This window comes from Micromonospora halophytica (assembly GCF_900090245.1).
In the GTDB taxonomy this organism is placed as follows: domain Bacteria; phylum Actinomycetota; class Actinomycetes; order Mycobacteriales; family Micromonosporaceae; genus Micromonospora; species Micromonospora halophytica.
Genome location: NZ_FMDN01000002.1, coordinates 167327 through 183054, shown reverse-complemented (window position 1 = coordinate 183054; position 15728 = coordinate 167327). Strand labels below are relative to the sequence as shown.

At 74.1% G+C, this 15728-nt stretch carries 14 protein-coding genes; 9 read left to right on the top strand and 5 right to left on the bottom strand.

Annotated features, from left to right (window positions below; genetic code table 11):
- Positions 1–54: 54 nt before the first annotated feature.
- Both GA0070560_RS03500 and GA0070560_RS03495 read right to left on the bottom strand, forming a co-directional pair.
- Positions 55–897: an ABC-2 transporter permease gene (locus GA0070560_RS03500; RefSeq protein WP_091291265.1), complete on the bottom strand. Its 843-nt coding sequence runs from the start codon at positions 895–897 to the stop codon at positions 55–57.
- The gene (locus tag GA0070560_RS03495) at positions 894–1805 is read right to left on the bottom strand and encodes an ABC transporter ATP-binding protein (protein ID WP_091291906.1); all 912 of its coding nucleotides are present in this window, start codon (positions 1803–1805) and stop codon (positions 894–896) included. The genes GA0070560_RS03500 and GA0070560_RS03495 overlap by 4 nt, the downstream gene beginning before the upstream one ends.
- Positions 1806–1935: 130 nt before the next feature.
- On the opposite strand from GA0070560_RS03495, the gene GA0070560_RS03490 reads away from it, so the two are divergent.
- Both GA0070560_RS03490 and GA0070560_RS03485 read left to right on the top strand, forming a co-directional pair.
- On the top strand, positions 1936–3135 hold the full coding sequence (locus GA0070560_RS03490) for a sensor histidine kinase (protein ID WP_091291262.1): 1200 nt from the start codon (positions 1936–1938) through the stop codon (positions 3133–3135).
- On the top strand, positions 3132–3788 hold the full coding sequence (locus tag GA0070560_RS03485; protein WP_091291259.1) for a response regulator: 657 nt from the start codon (positions 3132–3134) through the stop codon (positions 3786–3788). The genes GA0070560_RS03490 and GA0070560_RS03485 overlap by 4 nt, the downstream gene beginning before the upstream one ends.
- Before the next feature lie 98 nt (positions 3789–3886).
- On the opposite strand, the gene GA0070560_RS03480 is transcribed toward GA0070560_RS03485, so the two are convergent.
- From GA0070560_RS03480 to GA0070560_RS03470, 3 genes are read right to left on the bottom strand one after another with little or no spacing between them, the layout of a single operon-like run.
- Complete coding sequence (locus tag GA0070560_RS03480; RefSeq protein ID WP_091291256.1) at positions 3887–4582, bottom strand: TVP38/TMEM64 family protein; 696 nt, start codon at positions 4580–4582, stop codon at positions 3887–3889.
- A complete protein-coding gene (locus GA0070560_RS03475; protein ID WP_091291254.1) occupies positions 4579–5298 on the bottom strand; it encodes a type 1 glutamine amidotransferase in 720 nt (239 codons plus the stop codon). Before GA0070560_RS03475 ends, GA0070560_RS03480 begins: the two co-directional genes overlap by 4 nt.
- Complete coding sequence (locus tag GA0070560_RS03470; protein WP_091291904.1) at positions 5288–6535, bottom strand: MurT ligase domain-containing protein; 1248 nt, start codon at positions 6533–6535, stop codon at positions 5288–5290. Before GA0070560_RS03470 ends, GA0070560_RS03475 begins: the two co-directional genes overlap by 11 nt.
- Before the next feature lie 356 nt (positions 6536–6891).
- Between GA0070560_RS03470 and mraZ the strand changes: the two genes are divergently transcribed.
- From mraZ to mraY, 7 genes are all read left to right on the top strand, one after another.
- Positions 6892–7323: a division/cell wall cluster transcriptional repressor MraZ gene (mraZ, locus tag GA0070560_RS03465; protein ID WP_088975250.1), complete on the top strand. Its 432-nt coding sequence runs from the start codon at positions 6892–6894 to the stop codon at positions 7321–7323.
- A 212-nt stretch (positions 7324–7535) separates the two neighbouring features.
- Positions 7536–8648 carry a 16S rRNA (cytosine(1402)-N(4))-methyltransferase RsmH gene (gene rsmH / locus GA0070560_RS03460; protein ID WP_091291902.1) on the top strand — a complete coding sequence of 371 codons (1113 nt, stop codon included), beginning with the start codon at positions 7536–7538 and terminating at the stop codon, positions 8646–8648.
- Entirely contained in the window at positions 8645–9247 is a 603-nt protein-coding gene (ftsL, locus tag GA0070560_RS03455) for a cell division protein FtsL (protein ID WP_091291252.1), read from the top strand. The genes rsmH and ftsL overlap by 4 nt, the downstream gene beginning before the upstream one ends.
- A gap of 4 nt (positions 9248–9251) precedes the next feature.
- Positions 9252–11450 carry a peptidoglycan D,D-transpeptidase FtsI family protein gene (locus GA0070560_RS03450; RefSeq protein ID WP_091291250.1) on the top strand — a complete coding sequence of 733 codons (2199 nt, stop codon included), beginning with the start codon at positions 9252–9254 and terminating at the stop codon, positions 11448–11450.
- 91 nt (positions 11451–11541) lie between these two features.
- A complete protein-coding gene (locus GA0070560_RS03445) occupies positions 11542–13065 on the top strand; it encodes a UDP-N-acetylmuramoyl-L-alanyl-D-glutamate--2,6-diaminopimelate ligase (RefSeq protein ID WP_091291248.1) in 1524 nt (507 codons plus the stop codon).
- On the top strand, positions 13062–14462 hold the full coding sequence (locus GA0070560_RS03440; protein WP_091291246.1) for a UDP-N-acetylmuramoyl-tripeptide--D-alanyl-D-alanine ligase: 1401 nt from the start codon (positions 13062–13064) through the stop codon (positions 14460–14462). The genes GA0070560_RS03445 and GA0070560_RS03440 overlap by 4 nt, the downstream gene beginning before the upstream one ends.
- Positions 14459–15595 carry a phospho-N-acetylmuramoyl-pentapeptide-transferase gene (gene mraY / locus GA0070560_RS03435; protein ID WP_091291243.1) on the top strand — a complete coding sequence of 379 codons (1137 nt, stop codon included), beginning with the start codon at positions 14459–14461 and terminating at the stop codon, positions 15593–15595. Before GA0070560_RS03440 ends, mraY begins: the two co-directional genes overlap by 4 nt.
- The last annotated feature ends 133 nt before the right edge of the window (positions 15596–15728 follow it).

Genomic DNA, 15728 nt, shown 5'->3' with positions numbered 1-15728 from the left:
TTCGTACGTCGGAGGCGCGTTCCCTACCGGGGGCGCGCCCCCGACGTACCCGGTTCAGGGTTCCCGGCGGTGGACGACGGCCATGGCGACCAGCGCGGCGAACACCGGCCAGGCGGCGAGGACCACCCAGGAGCCGGGGATCGTCGCGAGGTGCTCGTTGAACTCGATGAACGGGTTCGAGACCAGGCGTTCCCAGGCGGGTACCGGCAGGGCGTTGTGGATCGCCGCTGTCCAGCGGTTCCTGGTGTCGAAGGCCAGCGGCAGCAGGAGCAGCACCGTCGTGGTGGTGACGATCGCCGGGGCGGTGTGCCGCAGCAGCGCGCCGAAGCCCAGGCCGATGAGCGCGCAGACCGGCAAGAGCAGCACCGAGGCTGCGACGGCCCGCAGCGCGCCCGGGTCACCGAGCGACGCCCCGACGCCCCGGTCGGCGAGGATCGCCTGCGACAGCGCGAACGAGACGCCTGCGGCCAGCACGCCGACGACCAGCATGACCGCCGCCAGCACCACCACCTTGGCGGCCATCACGGCGCGCCGGGCCGGTACGGCGGCGAACGTCGTCCGAATCTGGCCGCTGGCGTACTCGCCGGCGATCGTCACGGCCCCGACCACACCGGCGGCGAGGATGATGAACAGCCAGCCCTCCTCGGGGAAGGCGTCGTGGATCGGGTCGAACGCGGCCCGCCGCTCGGCCGGGTAGTCAGGCCAGTTGTGGTGGTCGGCAAGGGCCGCCCGCACACTGAACAGCGCGGCCGACACCGCGATCAGCACCAGCGACCCGTAGGTGGAGCGCAGCGACGACAGTTTGATCCACTCGGCGGCGAGCAGGTCCCGGAAGCGGGCGGCGGGCTCGGCCGCCCGGCGGCCGGTTGCGCGGGTGGGTTCGGTCAGCGCGCTCATCGGTGGTCTCCTGCCCGGTAGTCGACGCGGTCGGCGGTGAGGTCCATGAAGGCCTCCTCCAGGGAGGCGGCCCGGGTGACCAGCTCGTGCAGGGGTATGCCCCGGGCGTACGCCAGGTCGCCCAGCGCCGCCGGAGTCAGGCCGGTGACGGTGAGCGATCCGTCGGCCGCCGACTCGACCGCCGCCCCCGCCTCGCGGACCGCGGTGGTCAGCGCCGTCGGGTCCGGCGTACGGACCACGACGTGCGGGCGGGCACTGCGGGCGGCGAACTCGGCCAGGCTCTCGTCAGCGATCAGCTCACCACGGCCGATGACGACGAGGTGGTCGGCGGTCTGCGCCATCTCGCTCATCAGGTGGCTGGAGACCAGGACGGTGCGTCCCTCGGCGGCGAGCCGCTGGAACAGCCCGCGTACCCAGCGGACCCCCTCCGGGTCGAGCCCGTTGAACGGCTCGTCGAAGAGCAGCACCGGCGGGTCGCCGAGCAGGGCGGCGGCGATCCCGAGCCGCTGCTTCATGCCGAGCGAGAACCCGCCGATCCGGCGCCCGGCAACCCCGGCCAGGCCTACCTCGCTCAGCACCTCGTCCACCCGTGACCGGCCGATGGCGTTGCTGCGGGCCAGCGCGCGCAGGTGCGCCCGGGCGCTTCGCCCGCCGTGCACGTCGCCCGCGTCGAGCAGCGCGCCGACGTGCCGCAGACCGCGCGGGAGCTGGGCGAACGGGTGCCCGTCCACCAGCGCGGTGCCGCTGGTCGGGCGGTGCAGGCCGAGCACCAACCGGAGCGTGGTGGACTTGCCGGCGCCGTTGGGACCGAGGAACCCCGTCACATGGCCGGGTCGGACGGTGAGTGTCAGGCGGTCGACGGCCGTGGTGCGGCCGTACCGTTTGGTGAGGTCACGTAGTTCGATCACGACGTCGACGCTCCCGGACGGCCGGCGACGGGTCGTCGTGCCGGCGGCCACATCCACCGGCCAGGGTCCGCCCCCGGGCGTACGCCCGCCGGCCGATGACGGCCTGCCGCCCGCTGGCTACGGTGTGCCCATGCAGGCCGTCGTTCCCCGTCCGCATCCCGTCGCCCGATGGGTGCGGACCGTCCTGCCCTGGGCCGGCGTCGCCCTGCTCCCGATCGTGGTGCTGCTCGCGGCGACGGCCGGCGGCGGGCCGGCGCTGGCGCTCCCGAGCCCCGACGGCACCGTCCCCGGCATCCCGATCCGCTACCTCGCCCCCGCTCTGGTGGTCCTCCTGCCCGCCGGCCTGCTCCGGCGTCGTCCGCTGCTCGCCCTCGCCCTGATGCTCCTCGGCGCGTCGGTGGTCACCGCGACGACCACCGCGTGGGAGGACGGCTACCTGGCCGGCATCTGGTACCTCCAGTTCCTCGTCGTCGACCTGATGTTGGGGCTGGTCGTGGCGCGCACCCCGCGCCGGGTGTCGGTCCCCACCGCCGGCGTGGTGCTCGCGGTGCAGGTCGCCGCGAGCTTCGTCAACCTGGCCAGGGACCCGGTGGACCGGGCCACGATCTCGGTGCTGGCGGTGGCCGTCGCCTGGGTGGCCGGCAGCTCGGCGCGGGCCCGCCGCCGGCACGCCGAGGAACTGCGCGCGCACGCCACCGTCGAGGCGATCAGCGCGGAGCGGCTGCGGATCGCACGGGAGCTGCACGACGTGGTGGCGCACAGCATCGGGGTGATCGCCATCCAGGCCGGGGTGGGCGCCCGGGTCATCGACAGCCAACCCGGGGAGGCCCGGGCCGCCCTCGCCACCATCGAGCGGACCAGCCGGGAGACGCTGACCGGGCTGCGGCGTACCCTCGGCGCGCTGCGCCGCCCGGAGGAGGCGGCGGCGTCACTGGAGCCCACGCCCGGGCTCGCCGATCTCGACCGGCTGGTCGCCGCGGCGGCCGACGCGGGGGTCCGGGTGGACGTGCGCCGGGACGGCACGCCACGGCCGCTGCCGGTGGAGGTCGACCTCACCGCGTACCGGATCGTGCAGGAGGCGCTGACCAACGTGGTCCGGCACGCGGCTGTCGGGGAGTGCCGGGTCACTGTCAGGTATCCGCCGGACGGGGTCTGCGTCGAGGTGGTCGACGCGGGCCGGGGCGCCCCGCTCGGCGGCGAGGGGCACGGAATCGTCGGCATGCGGGAACGGACGACGCTGCTCGGCGGCTGGTTCGCTGCCGGGCCACGGCCGGAGGGCGGGTTCCGGATCGCCGTCCGGCTGCCGGCGGAGGCGGAGACGCAGGCGTGAACATCCGCGTGCTGCTCGTCGACGACCAGCCCCTGGTCCGCGCCGGTCTGCGGGTGCTCATCGCCGACGTCCCGGACATCGACGTGGTCGGTGAGGCGGGCACGGGGGCCGAGGCGGTGCGGCTGACCCGGGAGGTCGCCCCCGACGTGGTGTTGATGGACCTGCGGATGCCGGGCACCGACGGGATAGCGGCGACCCGCGAGATCACCGCGGCCGGCGGACCGGCCCGGGTGCTGGTGCTCACCACCTTCGACGACGACGAGCACGTGCACGCGGCGTTGCGTGCGGGCGCGAGCGGCTTCCTGGTCAAGGACATGGCCCTGGAGGAGATCCTCGGCGCGATCCGGGTCGTGGCGGCCGGGGACGCGCTGATCGCACCCGGGGTGACCCGACGCCTGATCGCCGAATTCGCCCGCCGCCCCGAGCCGGTGCCTCGGCCGCGCGGGCTGCCCGGGGTCACCGAGCGGGAACGGGAGGTGCTGACCCTGGTCGGCCGGGGACTGTCCAACGCGGAGATCGCCGCTGAACTGGTGATCAGCCCGGCCACCGCCAAGGCGCACGTGGCCCGCCTGTTCACCAAGTTGGCCGCCCGGGACCGGGTGCACCTGGTGATCGTCGCGTACGAGGCCGGCCTGGTCAGCCCGTCCCGCTGAGCGCGGTCGACCCGGCGGAGCCGCGTCGGCCGGGTCACCGCCGGCCGGACCTGCCCCCGGGACGGGCTCGGGTGGCGACGGGGCGGACCGGTCGTCGGTCAGAGGTGCGGGTCGGTGATGTCGAGCCGGCGCTGCCGCTCGGCCCGCCACCAGCGGTGGACCAGCACCGCGCTGGCGATCAGGCCGAGGCCGGCCGGGGCGGCGGCGAACCAGTTGACGTCGCCCGGGGAAGTGACCGCCGCGCCGACGGCGGCGTAGCCGAACGCGGTGGGCGCGGAGGCGATCACGCTGCCGACGAGGAACGGCAGCACCCGGGCGCCGGTGGTGCCGTAGCCGTAGCTGGTCAGGCCGTACCCGGAGATCGGCAGCAGCCGTACGGTGATCACCCCGAGCACGCTCTGTCGGGCGAACCAGCCGTCGAGGCGGGCCAGCCGGCCGCGGACCCGTTCCGCGACGAACTCCCGGCCCAGCACCCGGCCGACGGCGAAGCCCAGCGCCGCCGCGAGCAACGCCGCGCCGAGGGCGTACGCGGCCCCTTCCAGGGGACCGAAGATCGCGCCCGAGGCAAGTGTGACGAAGGTCCGGGGGACCAGCGCGACCAGCAGCAGCGCCCCGGTCACCACCGCCACCGCCGGGGCGTACCCGCCGAGGGTGTCGGCGAGGTGCGGCAGCGCGTGCGGGTCCGGGCGGGGTACCACCAGCAGCAGCACCCCGAACCCGGCGAGCAGGAGCAGCAGCAGGGCGAACCGACGTGCCGGTGGCTGCCCGAGCAGCCGCCGGACGGCGGGGTTCATGCCCGGGCGGCGGCCACTGCGGCGCGGCGCTCGGAGCGGAGCCGGTCGGACCAGGTGTCGTCCAGCGGCGGGAGCTGGTGCGCGCCGGTCGCCCACCGCAGCAGCAGGTCGGCCAGGGCCGGGTTGCGGGCCAGCGCCGGTCCGTGCGAGTACGTGCCGAGCAGCTTGCCCCGCCACGCGCCCTCGGTGGCGCCGTCGTTGCCCACGCCGGCGGTGACCCGGGCCAGCGGCGAGACGCCCGGGCCGAGATGGGTACGCCCGCCGTGGTTCTCGAACCCGGACAGCGCCGGGATGCCGAGCCGCGGGTCGACGTCGCCGGCCAGCTCGCCGACGGCCCGGGTGGGGCCCCGGTCGGAGGAGAAGTCCAGCAGCTCCAGGCCGGCGCACCTGGTGCCCTTGGCGAAGAAGGAGGTGCCGAGGAGCTGGTAGCCGGCGCAGACGCCGAAGACGACCGACCCCTGGGCCACCGCCCGGTGCAGGCCACCGTCGGCGAGCAGCCGCTGCGCGCCGAGCGCCTGCGGGCCGTCCTCACCGCCGCCGATGAGGTAGATGTCGGCGGTGGCGGGCAGCCGCTGGTTGGAGCGGACCTCCAGCACCTCGACCGGCATCCCGCGGCGCTGCGCCCGGCGGGCCAGGATCAGCATGTTGCCCCGGTCGCCGTAGGTGGAGAGCAGGTCGGGATAGATCCAGACGATGCGCAGGCTCTCAGTTGACACGGTCCAACTCCGCTCGGATGTCCTGGAAGGCGGTGTAATTGGCGATGACCTCCAGCCGGCCCGGCGGGACCGCCCGGACCGCCTCGTCGAACGTCCGGATGTGCTGGAACGGCACGTCGTTGATCTCCAGCCGGACCGCCAGGTCGTAGGCCCGGTCGCCGGTGATCAGCACCTGCCGGCCGCGCAGCGGGGCGAAGTCGACGTCGAAGAGCCAGGAGGTGTCCAGGCCGTCGGGGTCGCGGGCGTTGATGGAGAGCAGCGTCGGGGCCTCGTCGGCCATGTCGAACGCCTCCAGCCAGCTGGCCGGATTCTTCGCCAGCAGCAGCCGGATGTTGCGCCCGTCCCGGTCGACCTGGGCGTACCGGCCGGCGACCGAGGTGACCGCCCCGAGCCGGGAGACCGCGTCGACGGGACGTACGCCGAACTCGGCGGCGACGGCCAGCGCGGTGGCCGCGTTGCCGATGTTCACCTTGCCGGGGAGCTGGAGGCGCACCTTGTGCCAGGCGCCGGTGGGGTCGAGGACGCCGTCGTCCTCCACCGTCCAGTGCGGCTCGGGGCGGCGCAGCGGGCAGCCGGTGCACCACCAGTGCTCTGCTGAGCGCCGGATGGTGGAGCCGCACTCCGGGCAGACCCAGGAGTCGTCGTGCCAGCGCTGGCCGGCGCTGAACCAGGTGACGTGCGGGGTGTCGACCCCGCGCGCCGGGTCGGCCGGCGGGGTGGCGGCCCAGACCACCATCGGGTCGTCGGCGTTGGCGACCACCCGGACGTCGGCGTGCCGGACCAGCGCCGCGCGCCAGAGCTGCGCCATCATGGCCACCTCCTTGGCCCGGTCCAGCTGGTCGCGGGAGAGGTTGAGCAGCGCCACCACGTGCGGCTCGGTGGCCTCCAGCACCTGCGCGAGGTAGTGCTCGTCCACCTCCAGCACCGCGTACGGGGTGCTGCCGGCCTTGGCCAGCGCGGAGGTGTGGCCGGTCGGCATGTTGGCGCCGAAGGAGTTGGTGGCGACCCGGCCGAGCACGCCGACGGCGGCGGCGGCGAGCCGGGTGGTGGTGGTCTTGCCGTTGGTGCCGGAGATCAGCGCGATGGCACGGCCGGCGGAGAGGTGGGCCAGCAGGTCCGGGTCGATCTTCAGGCCGATCCAGCCGCCGATCACCGAGCCGTCGCCCCGGCCGGCGGCGCGCGACAGCGCCGCGGCGGTGCGCGACACGGAGCTGGCCACCTTCGCCCGCAGGGGCATCTTCGCGTCCGTCACGGCAGCGAGGTTACCGGACCCGCACGCCCCCCAGATCGCCGCCGACGGCGAACCGTTCGGCCGGGGTCGGCCGGGCGTCCGGTCGTACCGGGCTCCGCCGGACGGAGTGGATCAATGTCGGGTAGTGGACGCCCCGCCGGGGGCGCTCCGGCCCTCCACTCCGCTCCACCCCTTCTGACGTGCGCTTTTGCTCGCGTTGACGACGCGCCACGCGGGCGATTCTGGTTGCAGGTGGAGGGAAGTGGAGTAGAGTGGGGCCCGATGGTGAGGCCGGGAGGGCCCACCGGCCCGGGGGGTCAGCGGCGCCGCGAATGCCGCTAAAGGGCGAGGGGGTAGGGCCGATGTTTCTCGGCACCCACACTCCACGCCTGGACGACAAAGGCCGGTTGATCCTTCCGGCAAAGTTCCGGGACGAACTGGCGGGGGGTGTCGTGATCACGAAAGGGCAGGATCGCTGCCTCTACGTCTTCCCCACGCCCGAGTTCCAGCGGATCGCGGACCAGTTGCGCGCGCAGCCGATGACGAACAAGGCGGCCCGGGCCTACAGCCGGGTCTTCTTCGCCAGCGCGCACGACGAGGTCCCCGACAAGCAGGGGCGGGTCACCATCCCGGCCCACCTCCGGTCGTACGCCGCGCTCGACCGGGAGCTGGTGGTGATCGGGGCGAGTACCCGGGTGGAGATCTGGGACAAGGCGGCCTGGGAGAACTACCTCGCTGAGAGCGAAGACGACTTCGCCGACATCGAGGAGGGGGTGCTGCCCGGCGGTCTGTAGGGCGTGGCGACGCCCGACGTACTGCGAGATCTCCAGCCGCTTTCGAGTTCCTGGCACCCCTTCCCCGGTGCCAGGCGCACGATCTCCTCTCCGGGGCCGCGGCCCGGGGTGGAACGGGAGCGGATGGGGATCTGGCGGTACGACGGCACGGCGTCGTCCGACGAGCAGAGCGCGGATCAGGTACGGAACGTTTCCAACCAGTGGGGGTCGACATGGGGGAGCTACGCGGCACGCACGTGCCGGTGCTGCTCGAGCGGTGTCTCGAGTTGCTGGCCCCCGCGCTGGACCGGGGCGGCCGGACGGTCCACGTCGACGCGACCCTGGGCCTGGCTGGGCACGCCGAGGCGGTGCTGGAACGGCACCCGGACACCGTGCTGATCGGCCTGGACCGGGACACCGAGGCCCTCGCCCACGCGCGGGTCCGGCTGGCCCGCTTCGCCGACCGGATCCACCTGGAGCACGCCGTCTACGACGAACTGCCCGAGGTGCTGGAGCGGCTCGGCTATCCGGCCATCGACGGGGTGCTGTTCGACCTGGGGGTTTCCTCGTTGCAGCTGGACGCGCCCGACCGCGGGTTCGCCTACGCCCAGGACGCGCCGCTGGACATGCGGATGGACCAGACCCGGGGGGTGACCGCCGAGGAGGTGGTCAACACCTACTCGCACCCGGATCTGGCCCGGGTGCTGCGGGTCTACGGCGAGGAGAAGTTCGCCGGGAAGATCGCCTCGGCGATCATCCGCGAGCGGGAGCGGGCCCCGATCACCTCGTCGGCCCGGCTGGCCGAACTGGTCAGGGAGAGCATCCCGGCGCCAGCGCGACGAACCGGGGGACACCCGGCCAAGAGAACGTTTCAGGCTTTACGGATCGAGGTAAACAGAGAGCTGGCAGCGCTGGAAACGGCGCTGCCGGCCGCTCTCGACAAGCTCAACGTGGGCGGTCGCATGGTGGTCCTGTCCTACCACTCGCTGGAGGACAGGCTCACCAAGCAGGCGCTCGCCGACCGGGTCCGCAGCAAGGGCCCGGTCGACCTCCCGGTGGAACTTCCCGGGTCGGGCCCGACGTTCCGGCTGCTCAGCCGGGGCGCCGAGCTTCCCGGGGAGGCGGAGGTCGCCGTGAACCCGCGCGCCGCCTCGGTGCGCCTGCGGGCCGCGGAGCGACTCGACCCGACCGCCGGGCAGCAGGGGCGGACCGACCGCGAACGGTACCGCCGCCGGGTCAAGGCGATGCACCAACCGGGGACGGGGTCGACACCGGGTTCCACAGTGGAACCCGGTGCGACGCCGGGGGACGGCAGAGGGACGGACGAAGAGGGGGAGGGAACATGAACGTCGACAAGCGCGGCGGCCGGGAGGCCGTCGGGCAGCGCGCGCCACGGTCGGGGGGCCGGACCGTGGCGCAGCGCCCCACCCGTACCGGTGTGCCGGCGGACCTCGCCGGCCGACAGGGGGAGGCTCGCGCCCGGGGGGCGCGCGAGTTCCCGACCCAGGGCAGCGCCGCGCTGCGGCCGGCCGAGAAGCCGACCACGAAGACCGACGCCTCCGCCGCCGGCACGCCCCGGCTGCGGGTGGCTCCGCCGCCGCCCGTGCGGGTGCCGCGGGCGCCGTTCGCGGCGCTGATCGTGGTGCTGGTCGTCGGCGGTGTGCTCGGCATCCTGGCCGTCAACACGAAGATCAACGAGAACGCGTTCAAGCTTCAGCAGCTCCAGCAGCAGCAGGCCCGCCTCGACGTGGACCAGCAGCAGCTGGAGAAGCAGATCGAGGAGGCCAAGGCACCGGGCAACCTGGCCGCCGAGGCGCGCAAGCTGGGCCTGGTCGAGGCCGGTGAGCCGGCGTACATCCGGCTGCCGGACGGGCGCATGATCGGCGTGCCGCAGCCCGCCAACGGCCAGCCGGCGATCACCAGCCAGCAGGGCAACGGGGGATAGACCAGTGCCACCGAGATCGGATGAACCGCGCCGGGACGCCACCACGGGCTCCCGGCGCGGCTCGTCGCGGGGTGCGGCCGGGCGGGGTGGCGATCCGCGTACCGGTGAGCCGGGGGTCGGTGGGATCTCCGACGCGCGGGCGTACACCCCACGGGGTCGCACCATCCGGGAGAGCAGCGAGCAGCGGGCCGGGCGCGAGGAGCGCACCGGGCAGCGGCGCAACCCCCGCGCCAGCCGCTCCGGCGACCCGTTCCGCCCGGCCCTGCAGGTGCTCGACGGCGGCCGGGCCGCCACCACCCGCGCCGGCCGCCGGGAGAACGCCCCGACCACCCGCGCCGGGGTGATCCGTACCGTCCCGGCGCGACCCCGCCCGGACGACGACGAGGAGTTGCCGCCGCCGCGGCGGCGTCCCGCCCGGGCCCCGCGCCGGCCGGACCGCCCGGCCGCTCGCCGCCCCTCCCGCAAGCGCCCGCGACCGCCGAAGCTGGCCGAGCCGCGTCGCCGGCTGCGGCTGGGTACGCTGCTGGTCCTGGCGATCTTCGCGACCATCGGCATCCGGCTGGTCTTCCTCCAGGCCGTGAACACCCCGGCGTACGCGGGCGCCGGCGTCGACGACCGGCTCACCCGGGTCGACCTGCCCGCCCCGCGCGGCGCGATCCTGGACCGCACGGGCGCGCCGTTGGCCCGCAGCGTCGAGGCCCGGTACGTCTTCGCCGACCCGACCCGGGTCAAGGACCGGATGGCCACCGCCCGGCTGCTCTCCCCGCTGCTCGGGGTGCCCGTCTCCGAACTGGCCGAGAAGATGAAGCGGCGCGGCGACTCGCAGTTCCAGTACCTCGCCCGGGGGGTCGACATCCCCCGGGCCAAGCAGATCGAGGCGTTGGAGCTGGCCGGCATCGGGGTGCACCGTGACGAGCGGCGCGAGGTGCCCGGCGGCGACCTCGCCGCCAACCTGGTCGGCTTCACCAGTCAGGACATGGTCGGCCTGGAGGGCCTGGAGGCGCGCTACGACGACCTGCTCGAGGGCGTCGACGGCAAGCGGGTGTACGAGGCCGGCCTGGGCGACCTGAACGCCCCCATCCCCGGCGGCTACAGCATGACCACCCCGGCGAAGCCGGGCAGCTCACTGGTGCTCACCATCGACCGGGACCTGCAGTACCAGGTGCAGCAGGTGCTCGGTCGGCAGATGGCGCAGACCCGGGGCAGCGTGGGCGCGGCCGTGGTCATGGACAGCAGGACCGGTGAGGTGCTGGCGCAGGCGAGCCACCCCACCTACAACGCCGCGAAGCCGGAGCAGAGCCAACCGACCGACCGGGAGGACGCCCCGACCAGCTTCGTGGTCGACCCCGGCTCGGTGCACAAGGCGATCACCTTCGGCGCGGCGCTCCAGGAGGGGGTGATCACCCCGGACACCACCATGCCGGTCGCGAACAGCATCACCCAGGGCGACACGGTCTTCTCCGACACACATCGGGCCAACGGGCGGCGGATGAGCCTGCCGGGGATGATGGCGTACTCCTCGAACGTCGGCACGATCGAGATCGCCGACAAGCTCGGCCGGGACCGGCTGATCGACTACCAGAAGCGGTTCGGGCTGGGGCAGCCCACCGGCGTGGGGATGCCGGGGGAGGCCTCCGGGCGGCTGTTGCCGGCCGAGGAGTGGAGCGGGTCGTCGTACGGGTCGGTGCCGATCGGGCACAGCGTCGACGCCACGCCGCTGCAGATGGCCGCCGTGTACGCCACCATCGCCAACGACGGCACCTACGTGCAGCCGCACCTGATCAAGGAGGTCGTCGACGGGCAGGGCGGCAGGCGTACGCCCGCCGAACCGCCGGTGACCCGCCCGGTTCTCAGCCCGGCCAACGCCGCCGCGCTGCGCACCATCCTCGAGGCGGTCACCACTGTCGACGACGCGACCGGGGTGGCCGCGCGGGTCCCCGGTTACCGGGTCGCCGGCAAGACCGGCACCGGGTGGCGGCTGGTGGACGGCGTGAAGCAGCCCGGCGAGGTCGCCTCGTTCATCGGCATGGCCCCGGCGGAGAAGCCCCGCTACGTGGTGGCGGTCTTCGTCTGGAGCCCGGGCGGCGAGGGCGGCACGGTCGCCGCGCCGGCTTTCCGCGAGATGATGGGCTTCACGTTGCGCCACTACCGGGTCCCGCCGTCCGGCGGCAAGGCCCCCAAGTTCGAGGTCTTTCCGCGCTGAGCAGCCACGGCGGGACATCATCGGTTGGTGCGGACGAACCACCGGGGCGGCTGTACGGCCGGAACCGGACGACCGGGTAGGGTCTGACGCCGTGCCCGGCAATCCACGTCCTCGTACCGTGCCCGGAGTCCGGCTCGGCGACCTCGCCGCCCGGCTCGCCGTGGCGTCGCCGGAGGGTGCCGCCGACGTGGCGGTGACCGGGGCGACGCACGCCAGCCAGGAGGTCCGCCCCGGCGACCTGTACGCCGCGCTGCCCGGGGCCCGCCGGCACGGCGCCGAGTTCGCCGCCGGCGCGGCCGAAGCCGGCGCGGTGGTCGCGTTGACCGACCCGGCCGGCGTCGCCGCGGTGGCCGCGGCCGGGCTGCCCGCCCTGGTGGTCGACGATCCCCGCGCGGTCCTGGGCGACCTCGCCTCCGCCGTCTACGGCGACCCGACCGAGCAGTTGACCGTCATCGGGATCACCGGCACCGCCGGCAAGACCTCCACCGCCTACCTGGTGGAGTCCGGCCTGCGCGCCGCCGGGCACGTCACCGGCCTGATCGGCACCGTGGAGACCCGCCTGGGCGACCTGGTGGTGGACAGCGTGCGGACCACCCCCGAGGCGACCGACCTGCACGCCATGCTCGCCGCCGCGCGCGAGCGCGGGGTGACCGCGCTGGTCATGGAGGTCTCCAGCCACGCCCTGGCGATGGGGCGGGTCGGCGGGGTCCGGTTCGGCGTGGGCGGGTACACCAACTTCGGCTCCGACCACCTGGACTTCCACGCCGACTCGGCGGACTACTTCGCCGCCAAGGCCCGGCTCTTCGATGGCCGCTGCGCGGCCGAGGTGCTCAACCACGACGATCCGGCGCTGCGACCGCTGTTCCGGCCGGCCACGGTCAGCTACTCGGCGGCCGGCGACCGGGCCGCGACCTGGTGGGCCGACGGCGTCGAGGGCCAGGGGTACGCCCAGCGTTTCACCCTGCACGGCCCGGACGGCCTGGTTCTGCCCGCCCGGGTGGCGCTCCCCGGCCGGCACAACGTGGCCAACGCGCTGCTCGCCGTCGCCGCGCTGGTGGCCGCCGGGGTGGACCCGGCGACGGCCGCGGCCGGGGTGGCCGCCTGCGGCGGCGTGCCGGGGCGGCTGGAGCTGGTCAGCGGCGACGCGCCGGTGCGCGGCGTGGTCGACTACGCGCACAAGACCGACGCCGTGGTGGCCGCGCTGGCCGCGCTGCGCGAGATGAGCGGCGGCCGGCTGATCTGCGTGATCGGCGCGGGTGGCGACCGGGACCGGGGCAAGCGGCCGGTGATGGGCGCCGCCGCGGCGGAGGGAGCGGACGTGGTGCTGGTGACCGACGACAACCCGCGCACCGAGGACCCGGCCGCGATCCGGGCCGAGGTGCTGGCCGGGGCGTACGCGGCGGGCACGGCCGCCCGGATCATCGAGGTGCCGGGGCGGCGGGCGGCCATCGGCGAGGCGGTCCGCCTGGCCGAGCCCGGCGACACGGTGGCGCTGCTCGGCAAGGGGCACGAGCGCGGCCAGGAGGTCGGCGGCGAGGTGCACCCGTTCGACGACCGGGTGGAGCTGGCGGCGGCGCTGGGCGCCCGCTTCGGTGACCTGGCGGGTCGCCGGTGATCCCGCTGAGCCTGGCCGAGGTCGCCTCGGCCGTCGACGGGCGGCTGGCCGCCGCCGATCCGGACGCCCGGGTCACCGGTCCGGTGGAGTTCGACTCCCGCAAGGTCGCCGCCGGGGCGCTGTTCGTCGCGTTTGCCGGGGAGAGGGTCGACGGGCACGACTACGCCGCCGCCGCGGTGGCCGCCGGCGCGGTGGCGGTGCTCGGCACCCGCGAGGTGCCCGGGGTGCCGATGGTGCTGGTGGACGACGCGCTGGACGCGATGGGCCGGCTGGCCCGCGCGGTGGTGGACCGGCTGCCGGAGCTGACCGTGATCGGGTTGACCGGCTCGTCGGGCAAGACCAGCACCAAGGACCTGATCGCCCAGCTCACCGTCCGGCTCGGTCCGACGGTGGCGCCGCCCGGGTCGTTCAACAACGAGCTGGGGCATCCGTACACGGCGTTGCAGGCCACGCCGGAGACCCGTTTCCTGGTGCTGGAGAAGGGCGCCCGGGGGATCGGGCATGTGCGCTACCTGTGCGAGGTGGTGCCGCCGCGGATCTCCGTGGTGCTCAACGTCGGGGTGGCGCACCTCGGCGAGTTCGGCTCGGTGGAGAACATCGCCCTGGCCAAGGGGGAGCTGGTCGAGTCGCTGCCGGCCGACGGGCTGGCCGTGCTGAACGCCGACGACCCGCTGGTCGACGCGATGGCCGCGCGTACCGCCGCCCGGGTGGTCCGGTACGGCGAGGCGGCGCACGCCGACGTCCGGGCGGTCGACGTGACCCTCGACGACCGGGGCCGGCCGTCGTACACCCTGGTCACCCCGGAGGGGAGCGCGCCGGTGCGGCTGGGCCTGACCGGCCGGCACCAGGTCTCCAACTCGCTCGCCGCCGCGGCGGTGGCCCGGGAACTGGGGATGGCACCGGCCGAGGTCGCCACGGCCCTGGGCGAGCTGGGGTTGGTCTCCACCCGTCGGATGGACGTCTTCGAGCGGCCCGACGGGGTGACCGTCATCGACGACTCGTACAACGCCAACCCGGCGTCGATGGCGGTGGCGCTGCGCGCGCTGGCCGGCATGGGCCGGGGCGGGCGGACGTTCGCCGTGCTGGGCTACATGGCCGAGCTGGGCGAGTACGAACGCGAGGGACACCGGGAGGTCGGCCGGCTCGCGGCCGAACTCGGTGTCGACCGGCTGCTCGTGGTGGGTGAGCCGGCCGCGCCGATCCACGAGGGCGCGACAGCGGTTAGTGACTGGGGAGGAGAGTCGGTGCTGCTCACCGATCAGGCGGCGGCCGTCGAGGTGCTGCGCAGCGAGCTACGACAGGGCGACGTCGTCCTGGTGAAGGGCTCCCGGTACCGCACCTGGGAGGTGGCCGACGCGCTGCGCGCGGACGCCGCCGGTGAAGGGGTGACGGAGTGAGGGCGGTCATCGTCGCCATCGGCGTGGCGTTCCTGGTCTCGCTGCTGGCCACCCCGATCGCGATCAAGGTGTTCGCCCGGCTCAAGGCCGGCCAGCCGATCCGCTCAAACCTCGGGCTCGCCAGCAATGAGGGCAAGAAGGGCACGCCGACGATGGGCGGCGTGGTCTTCATCCTGGCCACGGTGATCGCGTACGTCGCCGGCCACCTGGCGTTGACCACCCTGCCGGACGCGCAGATCGCCCAGGTGGAGCCGACCATCACCGCGCTGGTGCTGCTGGGGCTGATGGTGTTCTCCGGCGCGGTCGGTTTCATCGACGACTTCCTCAAGGTCCGCAAGCGGCACAGCGGCGGGCTCAACAAGCGCGGCAAGCTCGCCGGCCAGATCCTGGTCGGCGCGGTCTTCGGCGTGGTGGCGCTGTACTTCCCGAGCAGCATGACCGACGCCAGCGGCGCGACGACCAACACCGAGACGGTGGGCAGCACGACGCTGAGCTTCATCCGGGACATCCCGGCGCTGGAGATCGGCAAGATCGCCTCGGTGATCGTGATCATCTTCGTGGTGATGGCCGCGACCAACGGCGTGAATCTCACCGACGGCCTGGACGGCCTCGCCACCGGCGCCTCGGTGATGGTCCTCGCCGCGTACGCGCTGATCGCGTTCTGGCAGTACCGCCACTGGTGCGCCGACCCGAACTACACCGCCAACCCGGACAACTACTGCTACGCCGTCCGGGACCCGTTGGAGATCGCGCTGATCGCCGGGGCGGCCGCCGGGGCCTGCGTGGGCTTCCTGTGGTGGAACACCTCGCCTGCCCGGATCTTCATGGGTGACACCGGGGCGCTCGGCCTGGGCGGCCTGATCGCCGGCATGGCGATGTCCACCCGGACGATCCTGCTGCTGCCGATCATCGGCGGGCTCTTCGTGATCATCACGATGTCGGTGGTGATCCAGATCATCTCCTTCCGGACGACCGGCAAGCGGGTGTTCCGGATGTCCCCCCTGCAGCACCACTTCGAGCTCGCCGGCTGGAGCGAGGTCAACATCGTGGTGCGGTTCTGGATCATCGCGGGCATCGCCGTGGCCATCGCGCTCGGCCTGTTCTACAGCGACTTCCTGGCCAGCATGGGCTGAGTCGGCGCGACGCGCACGGGGGTCCCTCATAGCCGAGGGGCCCCCGTTTCGCATTTCGACACGCCGACCGGGCCGAACGACCGGAACGGGCCCACCGCAACCGCGATGATGGGCACGTGGGGGAGGACAGAAC

What these genes read in the sequence shown, in the direction of transcription:
- GA0070560_RS03500 (WP_091291265.1), bottom strand. Translation starts at nt 897, where the DNA reads ATGAGCGCGCTGACCGAACCCACCCGCGCAACCGGCCGCCGGGCGGCC.
- GA0070560_RS03490 (WP_091291262.1), top strand. Translation starts at nt 1,936, where the DNA reads ATGCAGGCCGTCGTTCCCCGTCCGCATCCCGTCGCCCGATGGGTGCGG.
- GA0070560_RS03480 (WP_091291256.1), bottom strand. Translation starts at nt 4,582, where the DNA reads ATGAACCCCGCCGTCCGGCGGCTGCTCGGGCAGCCACCGGCACGTCGG.
- GA0070560_RS03470 (WP_091291904.1), bottom strand. Translation starts at nt 6,535, where the DNA reads ATGCCCCTGCGGGCGAAGGTGGCCAGCTCCGTGTCGCGCACCGCCGCG.
- mraZ (WP_088975250.1), top strand. Translation starts at nt 6,892, where the DNA reads ATGTTTCTCGGCACCCACACTCCACGCCTGGACGACAAAGGCCGGTTG.
- rsmH (WP_091291902.1), top strand. Translation starts at nt 7,536, where the DNA reads ATGGGGGAGCTACGCGGCACGCACGTGCCGGTGCTGCTCGAGCGGTGT.
- ftsL (WP_091291252.1), top strand. Translation starts at nt 8,645, where the DNA reads ATGAACGTCGACAAGCGCGGCGGCCGGGAGGCCGTCGGGCAGCGCGCG.